This is a genomic window from Promicromonospora kroppenstedtii (genome assembly GCF_044389675.1).
GTDB lineage: Bacteria > Actinomycetota > Actinomycetes > Actinomycetales > Cellulomonadaceae > Promicromonospora > Promicromonospora kroppenstedtii.
Genome location: NZ_JBIRYI010000003.1, coordinates 147,846 through 163,187, shown reverse-complemented (window position 1 = coordinate 163,187; position 15,342 = coordinate 147,846). Strand labels below are relative to the sequence as shown.

Below are 15,342 nucleotides of genomic sequence, written 5' to 3'. Positions count from 1 at the left end.
CCCATGCGTGGTGCAACGAAGCAGAGGCGTGGCGGCAGGATCGCGATGTCGCTGGGCGTGGCGGGCGTCGCGCTCGCGACGGTCGCGGCCTGCGGGCAGACCGCCGGTGGCGGGTCCGGCGAGCAGAACGCCGAGGGCCTGAGCGAGGTCACCGTGACCCTCAACTGGGTGCCGTACGGCGAGCACGCGCCGTTCTACTACGGCGTTCAGGAGGGCATCTTCGAGGACGAGGGGATCGACCTCACGATCCAGCCGGGCAACGGGTCCGGCAACACCGTGCAGCAGGTCGCGCAGCGCAACACCGACTTCGGGTGGGCGGACACGCCGCCGCTCGCGAACGGCATCAGCTCCGGCATGCCCGTGCGCAGCGTCGGCGTCTTCCTGCAGACCGGCCCCAGCTCCGTCGAGTTCTTCGACGACCAGGGGATCACCGAGCCCGCGGACCTCGTGGGCAAGACCGTCGGCGGCACGCCCGGCGACGCCATGTACGGCACGTTCCCGGCGTGGCTGGAGATCAACGGCGTGAACCCGGACGACGTGACCGTGGTCAACGTGGACGCCGCCGGCAAGATCGCCGCGCTGATCGAGGGCAAGGTCGACGCCATCCAGGGCTTCTACCACGACCAGGCGGCGACCATCGAGAACCAGACCGGCAAGGAGGTCTCGGCCCTGCCGTTCTCGGACTTCGGCATGAACATGCTGGGCACCGGCCTGCTGGCGCACGAGGCGACGATCGACGGCGACCCCGAGCTGGTCCAGGCCATGGTGCGGGCGACGTCGAAGTCGTTCCTCGCGGCGTCCGAGGACCCGGACGCCGCCGTCGCCGCGATGGCCGCCGACGCCGAGCAGGCACCCGATGAGGAGGTGCTCGCGGCGCAGCTCGAGGCGACGATCGGCCTGCTCAACCTCGAGGAGGCCCCCGCGCCCGGCGTGAACACCGAGCAGCAGTGGACCGACACCCTGACGTTCCTCACGGAGAACACCGAGTTCGAGGGCGAGCCGACCCCGGACGCGTACTGGGACGGGACCTTCGGGGAGGGCATGTGACCGCGACGACCGGTCCGACGACCGAGTCCACGACCGAGCACGGCGCGGCCGCGCGGGCCGCCGGCGCCGAACCGATCATCGAGGTCTCGCACCTCACGCGGCGCTTCACCTCCAAGCGCTCGGAGACCGTGGCGCTCGACGACGTCTCGCTGGCCGTGCTGCCGGGGGAGTTCGTCACGATCGCGGGGCCGTCGGGCTGCGGCAAGTCGACGCTGCTCAAGATCATCGCGGGGCTGACCCTCGCCACCGAGGGGGACGTGCGCCTGTACGGGCGAGCGGTCACCGGGCCGCAGCGCGAGATCGGGTTCGCCTTCCAGCGCTCGGCCCTGCTCGAGTGGCGCGGCGTGCGCAGGAACATCCTGCTCCAGGCCGAGATGCGCGGCATGGACCGGCGCCGCGCGGAGGAGCGCGCCGACCACCTGATCGAGCTCACCGGCCTGACCGGGTTCGAGAAGGCGCTGCCGCACGAGCTGTCCGGCGGCATGCAGCAGCGCGTCGCGCTGTGCCGCGCCCTGCTGCACGAGCCCCGGGTGCTGCTCATGGACGAGCCGTTCGGCGCGCTCGATGCCCTGACCCGCGAGCAGATGAACATCGAGATGAACCGCATCTGGCGCGAGACCGGCACCACCGTGGTGCTGGTGACCCACTCCGTGCCGGAGGCGGTGTACCTGGGCAGCCGGATCGTCGTCATGAGCCCGCGGCCCGGCCGCATCGTCGAGACGCTGGAGCCCGGCCTGCCGGAGCGCCGCGAGTACGGGCCGACGCTGACCGACCCCCGGTTCACGGCGGCGGCCGAGCGCCTGCGGGACCTGCTCGGCGCGAGCCATGCGCCGGAGTGAGGACGCCGCGCCTCCGCTCGGGGTGGGGATCGTCGGGATGGGCGGCATCGGCGCGATGCATGCCCGGGCGCTCGGCGAGCTCGGGGGACGGGCGCGGCTCGTCGCGTACAGCGGCCGGGTGCGTCCGCCGGCGGGCCCGGGGGAGCGTGACCTGCCGGCGGTGCGCCTCGCGCCCCGCGAGGTGATCGACCACCCCGACGTCGAGGTCGTGGCGATCTGCACCCCGAGCGGCACCCACGCGGCGCTCGCGCTGGCGGCGCTGGAGGCCGGCCGGCACGTCGTCGTCGAGAAGCCGCTCGCGCTCGACGTCGACGACGCGCTCCGGGTCGCCCGCGCCGCGCACGACCGCGGGCGGTCCGTCTCGATGATCGCCCAGCGCCGCCTGGAGGCCGAGCACATCGCGCTCAAGCGGGCGCTCGACGACGGCGCGCTGGGCGAGCTGCGGCTCGCCATGACCACGGTGCACTGGCACCGGGACGACGACTACTACCGCGCGGCGGGCTGGCGCTCCGCCGCGGACCAGGGCGGCGGGTCGCTCATGAACCAGGGCGTGCACAACGTGGACCTCCTGCGCTGGCTGTGCGGCCCGGTCGAGTCGGTGACGGCGCAGTCGGGCACGCTCGCACACGCGACCGCGGCCGAGGACACGACGGTCGCGACGCTCCGGTTCGCCTCGGGAGCCCTCGGCGTCGTGACCACGACGACGGCGACGCCGCCCGGGTTCCCCGCGACGATCTCGCTGTTCGGTTCCCGGGGGTCGGTCGAGCTCGGCCAGGGCGAGGTGCTGCGGTGGGACGTGCCGGGGGTGCCCCGGCCGACGGCGGGCGGGCCGGTGAGCGGCGCGGCCGAGCCGCTCGCGATCGGGCACGCGGGACACCTGGCCCAGTGGACGGGGGTCGTCGAGGCGCTGGAGACGTCGACGCCGGTGCCCGTCGGTGTCGACGACGCCGTGGAGACCGTGCGGCTGCTGTGCGCGATCCAGCAGGCGGCGTCGTCGGGCGCGGTGGTGCGGCCGGCAGCCCTCTGATCAGGGATTATGCTGTCCCTGCCGTTTCTGAGCCCTGCTCACGAACCTACGGTCCACCAGGTCTCGACGAGGGGGAGCTCGATGCCGGTCGCGCACGAGGAAGACACGGCGCGGCACCCGGAGCGCGCCGTCGCGGACGAGGTCGGGTTGCCCGAGGGCGATCCCCAGGTGCGGCGCGACCGGCGCCTGGGGGACCGGATCATCGGCGGGCTGGTCGGGGCCGTGCTGATCGCCGCGGTCGTGGGCGTGCTGGGCCTCCGCGGAGGGGACGAGCTCGACCCGATGTTCGAACCCACGGACGTCGCGACGGCCCTGCCCGTGGGCGAGGCAGCGGAGGGCGCCGGTGCGACCGGGGACGTCGCCGGCGTCCCCGTCGGCTTTCCGCAGAGCGTCGACGGCGCGGTCTCGGCCATGATGACCTACGGCAACGCGGCCGACGCGGCGCTGTTCCGGACGCCGCAGGAGCGGGCGCAGATCGCCGATCGGATCTTCACCGACGAGGGGCACGCCGCGAGCGGCCTGACCGACCAGGCGGCCGCGGAGGCGCAGGACCGGCTGGGGGCGGACGCGCTCACCGGGTGCGCCTACGAGTTCGGCGCCTACAAGGTGGCCTCGGTGGGGAGCTCCGACGCCGCGCAGGTGCCCTTCTGGGTGGTCGTCTCCACCTGGGCGCCGTGCCTGGCCGGCGCCGGCGGGGCGCAGGACGCCTCCGACGTCGACATCCGGTGGACGCAGCGGACCAGCACCCTGCGCTGGGACGGCAGGGACTGGCGGGTCGAGGCCACGGTGAGCTCCGACGACCGGGTCCCGGTACCCGCCGAACCGGACGACGTCGCCGTCACGTTCGAGGAACGGGCCCGGCTCGTCGGGAAGGGCTGGACGCTGCCGGCCGACGCCACCGAGGAGGTCGCCCCGGACTTCTGGTCGGGGGGCACCCGGTGACCCGCACCCGACCTGTCCGGTAGCGGATCTGCGGACCGGCCGTCAGCGGCCGCCGGCCGATGTCCCCAGCGCGTCGGCGATCGATGTCGCCCACGCGTCGATGGCATCCCACTCGCGGAAGTCGCCCTGGGGCATGACGTCCCGGATCGCCGGCATCCACGCGATGATCCGGTCGGCCCCGCGGATCTTGTCGTGGTCGTACGCACCGCGGAACACCTGCGTCCCGCGCGGGTGCAGGAGGTCTGCGTACTCCGTGAACTGCTTGGGTTCCGCGCCCTTCAGGACGTCCTTGCCCTCCTTGTCGACCTTCTCGGTGCCGAGCGGTCCGCTGCTGAACAGCCATACCGGGTGCGAGGCGAGCTCGTCGGCGTTGCGCTCCACGAACTTCCTGGCGTCCTTGCGCCAGTTGAACTCGTACGCCGCCGACCCGACGACATAGGCGTCGTAGCCGGCCGCCTCGGCCACATCAGCGCACTTCGCGACGTGGACGTCCAGCTCGCGTCCGCGCAGGGCCGCTCCGATGCGTTGCGCGATGCCCTCCGTCGCTCCGTACTTGCTTGCGTAGGCCACCAGTACCCTCATCGAACTCAGCCTCCTTCGAGACGCGGCACATGAGCCGTCTTCATCGTAGGCACGCTCGGCCGGCCGTGGGCCTCCGGGAACGCCGGGAACGACGAAGGCCCCCGCCGCAGGGCGGGGGCCTTCGTGCCCTACCGGGGCGGACCGCTCAGCGCAGCGTCGGCCCCTCCACGGGCACCGGCCCGTGGCCGCCCGCGTGCTTGATCTCCAGGTTGAGGGTGCTGCGCGACGTCGGGATCACGACGAGCTGGGCCTCGTCGCCGCTGGTGTCGATGGCGCGCACGTGCAGGTGCCCGTCCTTGAGCTTGAGGGCGAACTGGTCGGCCCCGGCGACGAAGCGCACCTCGCTGTCGTCGGTGATCACGGTGGGGCCAGTGGGCAGGGTCTTCGGCATGGGTACAGCATGCCCCGGCGGGGCCACGCGGCACGAGTGTCCGCCGTCCGGACAAACACTTACCGCCCTGTAAGTTTGTGGGTACGCTCCTCCCCGTGAACACCACCATCCAGCCCGCGGACGACGGCGCGGTCGCCACCGCCCCTGCCTACCTCGACCCGAGCCTCCCCGTCCCGGAGCGGGTCGCCGACCTGCTGGCCCGGATGACGGTTCCCGAGAAGGTCGGGCAGATGCTCCAGCTCGACGCCCGGGGCGACTACGAGGGCGACATCCTGCGCAAGCACGTGGGGTCGATCCTGCACACCTCGCCGAGCCGGCTGAAGCTGGCCCACGACCTGGTGGAGCAGACCCGGCTGCGCATCCCGCTCCTGGTGGGCGAGGACTGCATCCACGGGCACTCGTTCTTCGAGGGGGCGACGATCTTCCCGACCCAGCTCGGCATGGCATCCTCCTGGGACCCGGACCTGATCGAGCAGGCCGCCCGGGTCACCGCCGTCGAGGCGGCCGCGACCGGCGTGCACTGGACCTTCAGCCCGGTGCTCTGCATCGCCCGCGACCTGCGCTGGGGCCGGGTGGACGAGACGTTCGGCGAGGACCCGTACCTCATCGGCGAGCTCGCCTCGGCGATGGTGCGCGGCTACCAGGGCTCCGGGCTCGCGGACCCGACGGCGATCCTGGCCACCGCCAAGCACTTCGCCGGGTACTCCGAGACCCAGGGCGGGCGTGACGCGTCCGAGGCGGACATCTCCCGCCGCAAGCTGCGTTCCTGGTTCCTGCCCCCGTTCGAGCGGGTCGCCAAGGAGGGCTGCGCCACCTTCATGCTGGGCTACCAGTCCATGGACGGCGTGCCGATCACGATCAACGACTGGCTCCTGAACGACGTGCTGCGCGGCGAGTGGGGCTACACCGGCACGCTGATCACCGACTGGGACAACGTGGGCCGGATGGTCTGGGAGCAGAAGATCCAGCCCGACCACGCCCATGCCGCCGCCGCGGCCGTACGGGCCGGGAATGACATGGTGATGACCACCCCGCAGTTCTTCGAGGGCGCCCAGGAGGCCATCGAGGCCGGCCTGCTCGCGGAGGCGGACCTCGACCGTGCGGTGGCCCGCATCCTGACGCTGAAGTTCGAGCTCGGCTTGTTCGAGGACCCGCGCCGGCCGGACGCCGAGCGCGCGACGAGCCTGATCGGCTCCGCGGCGCACGCGGCCGTGAACCTGGACCTCGCCCGGCGGTCCCTGGTGCTGCTCCGCAACGTCGACGGCACGCTGCCGATGGCGGGCGCCGTCGACCTGCCCCGGCGCATCGCCGTCGTCGGGCCGCTGGCCGACGCCGCCCAGGCGCAGCTCGGCGACTGGGCCGGCAGCTCGGGCCAGGCCGACTGGCTGCCCGACGGCCACCCGCGCGACATGATCACCACCGTGCTGGACGGGCTGCGCGAGCTGACCCCGCAGGACTGGACGGTGACCAGCGCGCTCGGCGCCGAGATCCTCTCGCTCGTGACGCCGCCGGAGGGCGAGACGTTCCCCGACGGCCAGCCCCGGCCCAAGGTGGTCGTCCCGCGCGACCCCGACGAGGCCCTGATCGCACAGGCCGTCGCGCAGGCGCGGGACGCCGACTACGTCGTGGCCGTGGTGGGCGACCAGGTCGAGCTGGTGGGCGAGGGCCGGTCCACCGCGACGCTGGAGCTCGTGGGCGGGCAGGTCGCCCTGCTGGACGCGCTGGCCGAGACGGGGACGCCGCTGGTCGTCGTCGTCATGGCCTCCAAGCCGCTGGTGCTGCCGCAGTCCGCGCTGGACGCCGCGGCCGTGGTCTGGACGGCGAACCCGGGCATGGAGGGCGGCCGGGCGATCGCCGAGCTGCTGCTCGGGCAGATCGAGCCGTCCGGGCGCCTGCCGATCTCGTTCGCCCGGCACGTGGGCCAGCAGCCCATCTACTACAACCAGCTCCGTGGCCAGCACGGGGACCGGTACGCCGACCTGACGCAGGAGCCGGCGTTCGTGTTCGGCGAGGGCCTGTCGTACACCACGGTCGAGTACAGCGGCCTCGAGCTGCGGTCCGCCGAGCTGGGCCAGGACGACACGATCCACGCCCGCGTGACCCTGACCAACACGGGTGCCCGTCCGGCGCGCGAGACGGTGCAGGTCTACGTCAGTGACACGGTGACGTCCGTGAGCTGGACCGACAAGGAGCTCAAGGGCTACCGGCAGGTGGACGTCGCCCCCGGGGAGAGCGTGGTGGTGGACCTCGACCTGCCGGTCGCGGACTGCACGATCGTGGACCAGGCGGGTAACCGCGTCGTCGAGCCGGGTGGGTTCGAGCTGCTGGTCGGGTCGTCCTCGCGGGACGCGGACCTGCTGCGGGCGCCGTTCTCGGTGACGGGGTCCTGACCGGGCGTTGACCGGGTGCCGTGCGGGCGGGGCTCGCCCGTCCGCACGGCCGCCGTCATCCCTGCTGCACCGCCGCGAGGCCCTCGCGCAGGTCCTGGACGAAGTACCCCGGAACCTTCAGGGACGGGAAGTGCCCGCCCGCCTCCGGCGTCCGCCACCGCACGATCTGGCGGAACCGCTCCTGGGCCCAGGGCCGGGGCCACCGCTCGATGTCGCGGGGATAGGTGGTGACCGCCGCCGGGACGTCGACCCGGAGGTCGGGGTCGAGCGAGGCGTGGCTCTCGGCGTAGATCCTGGCCGACGACGCGCCGGTGCGCGTGAGCCAGTACAGGGTGACGTTGTCCAGGACGCTGTCCCGGGACATCGTCTCGAACGGGCTGTCGGTGGTGTCCGACCACTCGGCGAACTTGTCCAGGATCCAGGCGAGCAGCCCGACCGGTGAGTCGACGAGCGAGTAGCCGATGGTCTGCGGCCGGGCCGCCTGCTGCTTCGCGTACGCCGCGCGGCGCCCCCAGAAGTCGCGGGACTCCTCGACCCAGGTGCGCTCGGCCGCCGTCAGCCCCTCCGTCGTCAGGCCGGGCGGCGGCTGCGCGACGGTCGTGTGGATGCCGATGACGTGGTCCGGGAACCGGCCGCCGAGGATCGTGGTGACGACGCCGCCCCAGTCGCCCCCGTGGGCCAGGAACCGGTCGTAGCCGAGCCGGCCCATCAGCTCGACCCAGGCGGACGCGATCCTCTCGATGCCCCACCCGGTGGTCGCCGGCCGCTCGCTGTGGCCGAACCCGGGCAGAGACGGGGCGACGACGTGGAAAGCCGGCGCGTCCGGGTTCGCCGGGTCGGCCAGCTCGTCGACGACGTGCGTGAACTCCGCGACGCTGCCCGGCCAGCCGTGCGTCAGGACCAGCGGCGTGGCGTCGGCCCGCGGGGACCGGCGGTGCAGGAAATGGATGCCCAGGCCGTCGATCGTCGTCCGGAACTGGCCGATCTCGTCGAGGCGCGCCTCGAACGACCACCAGTCGTACGTGGTGCGCCAGTAGGTCACGACGTCCACGAGGTCGGCGAGGGGGACACCCTGGTCCCACCGGCCCGGGCCCGCGGAGCCGCGGACCGTCTCGGGCTCCGGCAGTCGAGCCGCGGCCAGCCGGGCGCGCAGGTCGTCGAGGTCGGCGTCGGTCACGTGCGCCTCGAACCGCCGCACGTCGCTGGGCTGACTGGTCATGGGACCTCCTCGTCGGGGGTGCCGGCGTTCGGAAGAACCGGCTAAGACGGTTCTAACAGCCTCTCGGGGGAAGTCGCAACCGGCTAAGGTGGTTCCATGACCGCTCGGTTCCCGGACTTCCGCCTCGGCAAGGTGCTCGCGACGAGCTTCACGGGCACGCTGTCGGAGCGGCACGGCGATCCCGTGGAGCGCATCCCGACGCCGGCCCGGCTCGTCGACTGGCTGGCGGTGAGCGGCCTCGCCGTGGAGTCGGCCACCGCGAGCCAGCTGGAGCGCGCGCGGGAGCTGCGGGAGGCGATCCACGAGGCTGCGACGGCGGCGGCGCGGCAGGAGGAGCTCCCTGGTGCCGCGGTCCAGGTCATCAACGACTTCAGTGTCCGGGGCCGTGCGTCTGCCGTGCTGGACCCGGCGGGCGGCCGGGAGTGGCGGCTCTCCGCGGCGTCGGCCGTGGAGGACGCGCTCGGCGTCATCGCCGCCGACGCGATCGGGATCCTCGCGGGCGAGCGGGACGGCAAGCTGGCGCTGTGCGCCTCGCCGACCTGCCAGGCGGCGTTCTTCGACACCAGCCAGAGTCGGTCGCGCCGGTGGTGCGACATGGGGACGTGCGGGAACCGGGAGAAGAAGGCGCGGTTCCTCGCGAACCAGCGAGCCGGGTCGGACGACCGGCCGCGCTGACGGGGTCAGGCGAGCTTCTGACCTGCAAGTCCGTGCACCCGCCGGGCTTCGACGACGACGGACGTCGCAGCGCACGCCTCCGCGAGGACCGCGGCGCGCGCGGCTTCGTCCGTCGCTTCCCGGGCGTTGCCCAGCCGGAGGTGCGCACTCGCCAGCCGGGCACGCGCCCGGGCCTCCCACGACCGGTAGCCGTGCGCGGTCGCGAGCGCTACGGCCTCGGTCAGGATGGCTGCCGCCTCGGCGGTATGCCCACCCGCCAGGAGGCTCACGCCCAGGCCGTCGCCGGTGATGACCTGGGCTCTGGGGTCGTTCAGCCGGGACGCGGCGGCGTGCGCCTCGCGGGCGGTCTCGACGGCCTCGGCGGGCCGGCCGGTCTGGGCGAGGAGCCTGCCGAGCTCGTCCAGCGTGGATAGCTCCCCGCGGATGTGGCCGCGCCCGCGGAATCCGTCGAGGACTTCGTGGAGCTGGGCTTCCGCCGCCTCGGTGTCGCCGAGGAGCCGGAGCGCGCTGGCGAGGTTTCCGCGGATCGTCAGGTCGGCCACCTCGCGCTTGTTGCGCTCGCTGATGCGCAGCGCGGCCCGGAACGAGTCCGCCGAGCGGACGAGCTCGTCCTGTTCCAGGTAGGTCATACCGAGCCCGTTCAGGGCGAGGGCGCGGTTCTGGTCCTCGGGCTCGGTCCGCGAGAGCGTCTGCTCGAAACAGGCCGCGGCCTCGACGAGCCGTCCGGCCTCGTAGTGCTCCCAGCCCACGTTGTGTCCCAGATAGGCGACGGCGTCGGTCCAGCCGCAGCGCTCCGCGAGGCGGGTCGCGTGGACGGTGTCCGCGTGCGACTCGTCGATGCGTCCGTGCGCCCAGTGCGCGTAGCTGCGGGAGATGTACATCGCCGCACGCGCCTGGTCGTCGCCCCTGCGGTCGGCCGCACCGAGGCCCGCTTCGGCCAGTGGCTGCCAGCTGTCGAACCGTCGGACCAGCAGGTATCCGCGGAGCTGGTCGACGAGCCGCCAGACGTCCGGATCGCGATCGGGATCGTCGGCCGACGAGGTCACCAGGGCCAGCATCGACGGGTACTCCAGGTCCAGCCAGCGCATGGCGGCGTCCTCGTCGCCGAACACCGCGGCACGGTCCGGGTGGCCGGTCAGGCGGAGCAGGTGCGGGTGGATCCAGCCGACGGCCGCGGTGGCCCGGTCGAGGTACCAGCGCCGGAGGCGGCTCTCGGCGTCGGGGACGCGGTCACCCGGGGTGAGCTTGCGCCGGGCGAAGAGCCGCAGCAGGTCGTGGCTGCGGAACCGGTCGGCGGCGTGCTCGGTCAGCATGTTCGCGTCGAGCAGCTCGTCCAGGGCGCGGGCAGCCGTTCCGTCGCCCACCAGCACCTCCGTCGCCTCCGTACCGAAGTCGATGCCGGGGTGGAGCGACGACATCCGGAACACGCGCTGGGCCGTGGGGGAGAGCTCCGTGTAGCTGAGCTCGAAGCTGTTGAAGAGGTTCGACGTGCCGACGGCGAGGTGGTCCAGCCGGTTCTGCCCGTCCCGGAGCCGGTGGACCAGGTCCGCGGGCTGGAGCCGCCGGCGGCTCCGCAGCTGCGCGGCCGTGATCTGCAGGGCGAGCGGGAGGTCGCTGCACAGGCGGGCCAGCTCGTCGAGGACCGCCGTGTCGTCGCTGTCCGGAGTCGCCGCGGCGGCGCCCAGCAGCCGGACGGAGTCGGTGCGGTCGAGGACGTCCAGGCGGACCAGGACGGCGCTGTCGAGCTCGGGTAGGAGGCTTCTGCTGGTCACGAGCACGTCGCTGTCGCCGAGCCCCGGAATGAGCGGGCGCACCTGGGCCGCGTCCCGGGCGTTGTCGAGCACGATCAGCAGCTTCCGGTCCGCGAGACGGCTGCGGAACAGCGACGCCGCCTCCGGCAGGTCGGCGGGCGGCGTCCCGGGTCCCGTCGCGCGCAGGAAGCGCTGCAGGATCTCCAGGGGCGGGACGGGAGCACCTGAGGCGTCCTGCAGGTCGGCGAACAGCTGACCGTCGGGATACCGGTCGTGCAGCTCATGTGCCACGGACAGGCAGAGCGCGGTCTTCCCGATGCCTGCGGCGCCGCTGACCACGACCGGCACGTTTGCACCTTCGGGGCCGCGGTCGAGCGCCGCCGTGATGTCGGACCGCTCCTCCGCGCGTCCCACCAGGTGCGGCGGGTCCGCGGGAACCTGCCAGGGGACCGGTGCCGTGGCGGCGGACTCGTCCGTCCAGCTCTGCCGCAGCGCGTCCAGGTGCGCGGTGCGCAGCCGTTCGCCGGGGTCCACGCCGAGCTCGGCGGCGAGGGCCTGCCGGGTGGACTCGTACCGGCTGAACGCTTCCGCCTGGCGCCCCGCGGCTGCGAGCGTCTGGACCAGCGACGCCTGGACGACCTCGTCGAGCGGGCGGCGGTCCGCCATGGCCGTGAGCGGGACGACGGCGTCCTCCGGGACGCCGAGCTCACGGGTGATCCTCGCGTACGACAGCAGCGCCGCCACGTACTCCTCCTCGACCGCCGCGATCCGCTCGGGTGACGTCACGAGGTCCGGGTCCGGACCACCGCGCCACAGCGAGACGGCAGCAGCGAGGGCTTCTTTCGCGCCGCTCGTCGCCCCGGACCGTTGAGCGTGCCCCGCGAGCTCGCGGAACCGGAGCAGGTCGAGCTGGTCGGCCGGGACGAGGAGCCGGATGCCTGCCCGCTCCAGCTCCACCACGGGCTGCGGGTCCTCAGGGTCCTCCAGCAGGCGGCGCAGGCGCGTGAGGTGGATGTTCAGGGCCGCCGTCGTGGCCGGGGTCTCGTCCGGCCAGAGCGCTGCCATGAGCGCTTCGCGCGGCACGGGCGTCCCGGCGGCTGCTGCGAGCTCGGCGAGCAGGACCTGCTGCATCCGGGAGCGCAGAGGGATCCTCTCCTCGCCCCGACGCAGCAGCAACGGCCCCAGGACGCTGATGTGCACGGTTCCGGGACTCGCCGTCGTGCCGTCGGAGCGGGGGCGTGCGGGCACCTGGTCGAAGCGTCCGCGAAGCCCGTCGGCCTCCGGGCCGGTGAGCCCGAGGGCGGCGATCAGGGCGGCGACGGAATCCCGCCGGGGACGGCGGCTGCGCCCCTGCTCGATATCCCGGACCGTAGCGAGGCTCACTCCGGAATCCTCGGCGAGCCCGCGCTGGGTCAGCCCGCGGGCCTCTCGGTGCCGACGGAGCAGGTCACCCACGGAATCCGGGAGGTTCTGGTCATCGGGCGACGGCACGCCGTGATCATAGGCGACGGCTGTCCGGCGTCTGCTGCCGACCCACGAGCGGGCAGAGCCCGCCGCCTTGGAGGCGGCGGGCCTGCGGTGGCTCAGGCGACTCAGCCGGCAAACTCCACGGCGCCGAGGATGCGGTACGCACCCACACGAGAGTTGACCCAGTCGGTGTGGAAGCCAACAGGAGTGCCCGTCTGGTGGGCGTCGAAGACGGTCCCGTTGCCAGCGTAGAACGCGACGTGCGTGATGTTGCCGGTGTAATCCCCATCAGTGTCGTAGAAGATCAGGTCGCCCACCTTGAGCTCGGAGTACGGCACCTTCTGGGCGTAGATCTTGGCCTGACTGGTGTGCGTCCGGGCCCAGTCGTACATCGCCTGCGATGAGCGCACCGGCCACCCGGGGAAGTTGGCCACCTCGTTGTAGGACGCGTACACGAGTCCCGAGCAGTCGTAGGCCGGGCCGGTCCCGGCATCTTCTGAGTACGGCGCACCCTCCTTCTCGTACGCGTTTTCGAGCCCAAGGCGGGCCCAGTTGTACAGGTTCGCGTACTTCGTGCACAGGGTGCCCTCGGCCGTCGTGCCGTTGGAGACCTTGATGTTCAGGTAGTTGATGGAGCCGATGGTCCCCGGGTTCCAGCCGTTCTCGCCGTACGAGGGGCCGAGGCCCTCGCCGGCGGTGCGGGCGTAGGTGACGGTGCCGTTGTCGAAGACGTAGCTGGCAGTACCGCCGTTACCGGTCACCGCTGCGATCTTCAGGACCGGGCTTCGACCGTCCGCGGCGGTGTCGTTCAACCGGTACCGCAGCGTCACGCTGTCCACGCCCCAGTTGACCTGAATTCTCGCCTCGGCGTTCCCGCAGTCGACCACAATCTCCTGACCAGGGTCCGCCAGAGGTGCGAGCTCGGCCGCTCCCGCTGCTGGGGCAACGGCCACCAGGCCCCCGAGCGTGGCCGCCAAGGCCACGATTCCGCTCACGATTCTGCGCATCGTTCTTCCGTCCCGTTCTCGAGTGGGTTCATCTGCCGCCCTGCGGGGACCGGCGGGGAAGGCTCCCCGCCGGTCGCTCCGCAGTGCGGTTCCTCCGACAACGACGAAGGTAGGAACCTGACCCGACAACCGGCTTTCCGTACCTTTCCCGTACTTTCCTGACTATTCACCCACCATCTCTTTGCCGGGTGAAATCCCCTTGCCCGCCCGTGCCACGATGCGACGGTGGAGACCACCGACGTCACGCGCGCCATCGCCGCTGCGACCTCGATCGCGACATCCCTCGACCTGCCGGCCGACGACGCCGTCGTGCTGCACGACTCGAACAAGCTGGCGCTGCGGCTGACGCCGTGCGACGTCTTCGCCCGCGTCGCCCCGCTGGGCCAGGAGGTCGCGCAGTTCGAGGTCGACCTCGCCCAGCTGCTCGCCGCGGGCGTCGCGCCGGTGGGCCACCTGGAACCTCGCGTGGACCCGCGGGTGCACGTGCGCGACGGCTTCGCCGTGACCCTGTGGACCTACTACCCGTCCGTCACGCCCGGGCCGCCACCTGCCGACATCGCCAAGGCGCTGAAGCAGTTGCACGACGGCATGCGCACCGTCGACCTGCCCAGCCCGCGCTTCACGGACCGGATCACGGAGGCGGAGGAGATCGTCGCCGACCCGGCCCGCTCGCCGGCGCTCGCGGACACCGACCGGGTGTTTCTCGGCCGCAGGCTGGCAGGCCTGCGACGAGCGATCGAAGACCGCGGCGCCGTCGAGCAGCTGCTGCACGGCGAGCCGCACCCGGGCAACGTGCTCGGCACGGAGCACGGCCCGCTGTTCATCGACCTCGAGACCTGCTGCCGCGGGCCGGTCGAGTTCGACCTCGCTCACGTTCCGGAGGCGGTCTGCGTGCACTACCCGGGCGCCGACCTGGAGCTGCTCGACGACTGCCGGCAGCTCGTCCTCGCGATGGTCGCCGCCTGGCGGTGGGACGTCGACGACCAGTTCCCACGGGGGAGGGCCTTCGGTGAGGAGCTCCTGCGCGTGCTGCGGGCGGGCGCCCCGTGGCCGACGCTCGACACGGTGGTCGGGCGCCTGGACGGTTCGTAGGCCTCCAGGGGGACGGACCGGCACAAGATCAGACCTCAGGGGGAGGCCTCAGACGCGTTTACCTGCCTACGTTGGGCACATGGCACCCACCGGACCGGACGACCAGGGCGGGGACGACGCCGGAACGACCACCGGCTGGAGCTGGGGCGCCGGTGTCGCCGTCGGCCTGTGCATCGGGGTGGCACTCGGCATCACGCTCGACAACCTCGCCATCGGTATCGCGCTCGGTGTGGCGTTCTTCCCGGTGTTCGCGATGGTGCGGGGCACCTCCGCTGCCGAGGACGAGACTCTCGGCGACAACGAGAAGCCGTAGAGGCCTGACGTCGCGCATGGCTCGGGTTGCTCTCCGGCTCGCCAGACCGTTTCTCCGGCTCGACGGACCACTCGGCTACCGGGAGCCCACGCGGGTCGTAGGTCCCGAGTTCAGTCCGGACGAGTGCAACAGCCGACCAACGCCACGGCCTGCTTCTCACGGTCTACTCGTACCGGCCCTTGGAGAGATCGACCAGCACCAGCTGGTTCCCGAACGGATCGGCGACCACCGCGACGCGGCCGACGGGAATTTCCTCCGGCTCCGTGACGACAGTGCCGCCTGCGGCCACGACCGCTGCCACGGCGTTGGGCACAGAGCTCACCAGCCAGTCCGGCTCGTACGCCTGACGTGTCGTGATCACGAGCTCACTCTCACCGTCGGGCAGCACGAGCCCGGCCTGCCCGACGGCGTCGTTCCGCCACAGCAGCCGGTGTCCCAGCCGGTCGCGGTAGAACGCCAGACCCGAGTCGAGATCCGGTACGGGGACCGTGACGGCGTCGACAGCGCGGAGGACCGCATCGTCCATGCGCTCAGTATTGCAGCTTGCGACAGGCCTACCGCGAAAGCAGCGGGCCGGTCGGCGAGAGCGCGTGCCACGCC

Annotated in this window: 14 protein-coding genes; 8 read left to right on the top strand and 6 right to left on the bottom strand. The window is 72.5% G+C overall.

Annotation, left to right across the window (positions count from 1 at the left end; genetic code table 11):
* Positions 1-3 precede the first annotated feature (3 nt).
* From ACH47X_RS06450 to ACH47X_RS06435, 4 genes are all read left to right on the top strand, one after another.
* Entirely contained in the window at positions 4-1,047 is a 1,044-nt protein-coding gene (locus ACH47X_RS06450; protein ID WP_397402515.1) for an ABC transporter substrate-binding protein, read from the top strand.
* Entirely contained in the window at positions 1,044-1,886 is an 843-nt protein-coding gene (locus ACH47X_RS06445) for an ABC transporter ATP-binding protein (RefSeq protein WP_397402513.1), read from the top strand. The genes ACH47X_RS06450 and ACH47X_RS06445 overlap by 4 nt, the downstream gene beginning before the upstream one ends.
* Positions 1,873-2,913 carry a Gfo/Idh/MocA family protein gene (locus ACH47X_RS06440; protein ID WP_397402511.1) on the top strand — a complete coding sequence of 347 codons (1,041 nt, stop codon included), beginning with the start codon at positions 1,873-1,875 and terminating at the stop codon, positions 2,911-2,913. Before ACH47X_RS06445 ends, ACH47X_RS06440 begins: the two co-directional genes overlap by 14 nt.
* Positions 2,914-2,994: 81 nt before the next feature.
* Complete coding sequence (locus ACH47X_RS06435; RefSeq protein WP_397402509.1) at positions 2,995-3,855, top strand: hypothetical protein; 861 nt, start codon at positions 2,995-2,997, stop codon at positions 3,853-3,855.
* Positions 3,856-3,897: 42 nt separating this feature from the next.
* On the opposite strand, the gene ACH47X_RS06430 is transcribed toward ACH47X_RS06435, so the two are convergent.
* Entirely contained in the window at positions 3,898-4,437 is a 540-nt protein-coding gene (locus ACH47X_RS06430) for a flavodoxin domain-containing protein (RefSeq protein WP_397402507.1), read from the bottom strand.
* A gap of 145 nt (positions 4,438-4,582) precedes the next feature.
* On the bottom strand, positions 4,583-4,828 hold the full coding sequence (locus ACH47X_RS06425; RefSeq protein WP_377247871.1) for a hypothetical protein: 246 nt from the start codon (positions 4,826-4,828) through the stop codon (positions 4,583-4,585).
* 95 nt (positions 4,829-4,923) lie between these two features.
* Here ACH47X_RS06425 and ACH47X_RS06420 point away from each other — a divergent pair, with 95 nt between their 5' ends.
* Complete coding sequence (locus ACH47X_RS06420) at positions 4,924-7,218, top strand: exo-beta-d-1,3/1,6-glucosidase (RefSeq protein ID WP_397402505.1); 2,295 nt, start codon at positions 4,924-4,926, stop codon at positions 7,216-7,218.
* 55 nt (positions 7,219-7,273) lie between these two features.
* Here ACH47X_RS06420 and ACH47X_RS06415 read toward each other — a convergent pair whose 3' ends face one another.
* Positions 7,274-8,437 carry an epoxide hydrolase family protein gene (locus tag ACH47X_RS06415; protein WP_397402503.1) on the bottom strand — a complete coding sequence of 388 codons (1,164 nt, stop codon included), beginning with the start codon at positions 8,435-8,437 and terminating at the stop codon, positions 7,274-7,276.
* Positions 8,438-8,533: 96 nt separating this feature from the next.
* On the opposite strand from ACH47X_RS06415, the gene ACH47X_RS06410 reads away from it, so the two are divergent.
* Positions 8,534-9,112 carry a CGNR zinc finger domain-containing protein gene (locus tag ACH47X_RS06410; RefSeq protein ID WP_397402501.1) on the top strand — a complete coding sequence of 193 codons (579 nt, stop codon included), beginning with the start codon at positions 8,534-8,536 and terminating at the stop codon, positions 9,110-9,112.
* Between the two features lie 5 nt (positions 9,113-9,117).
* On the opposite strand, the gene ACH47X_RS06405 is transcribed toward ACH47X_RS06410, so the two are convergent.
* Positions 9,118-12,354, bottom strand: a complete 3,237-nt coding sequence (locus tag ACH47X_RS06405; RefSeq protein ID WP_397402499.1) for a BTAD domain-containing putative transcriptional regulator — start codon at positions 12,352-12,354, stop codon at positions 9,118-9,120.
* Between the two features lie 101 nt (positions 12,355-12,455).
* Positions 12,456-13,325 carry a C40 family peptidase gene (locus tag ACH47X_RS06400; protein WP_397402497.1) on the bottom strand — a complete coding sequence of 290 codons (870 nt, stop codon included), beginning with the start codon at positions 13,323-13,325 and terminating at the stop codon, positions 12,456-12,458.
* A 237-nt stretch (positions 13,326-13,562) separates the two neighbouring features.
* Between ACH47X_RS06400 and ACH47X_RS06395 the strand changes: the two genes are divergently transcribed.
* Both ACH47X_RS06395 and ACH47X_RS06390 read left to right on the top strand, forming a co-directional pair.
* The gene (locus tag ACH47X_RS06395) at positions 13,563-14,429 is read left to right on the top strand and encodes a phosphotransferase (protein WP_397402495.1); all 867 of its coding nucleotides are present in this window, start codon (positions 13,563-13,565) and stop codon (positions 14,427-14,429) included.
* 79 nt (positions 14,430-14,508) lie between these two features.
* Positions 14,509-14,742 carry a hypothetical protein gene (locus tag ACH47X_RS06390; RefSeq protein ID WP_397402493.1) on the top strand — a complete coding sequence of 78 codons (234 nt, stop codon included), beginning with the start codon at positions 14,509-14,511 and terminating at the stop codon, positions 14,740-14,742.
* A 163-nt stretch (positions 14,743-14,905) separates the two neighbouring features.
* On the opposite strand, the gene ACH47X_RS06385 is transcribed toward ACH47X_RS06390, so the two are convergent.
* The gene (locus tag ACH47X_RS06385) at positions 14,906-15,268 is read right to left on the bottom strand and encodes a VOC family protein (protein ID WP_397402491.1); all 363 of its coding nucleotides are present in this window, start codon (positions 15,266-15,268) and stop codon (positions 14,906-14,908) included.
* Between the last annotated feature and the right edge of the window lie 74 nt (positions 15,269-15,342).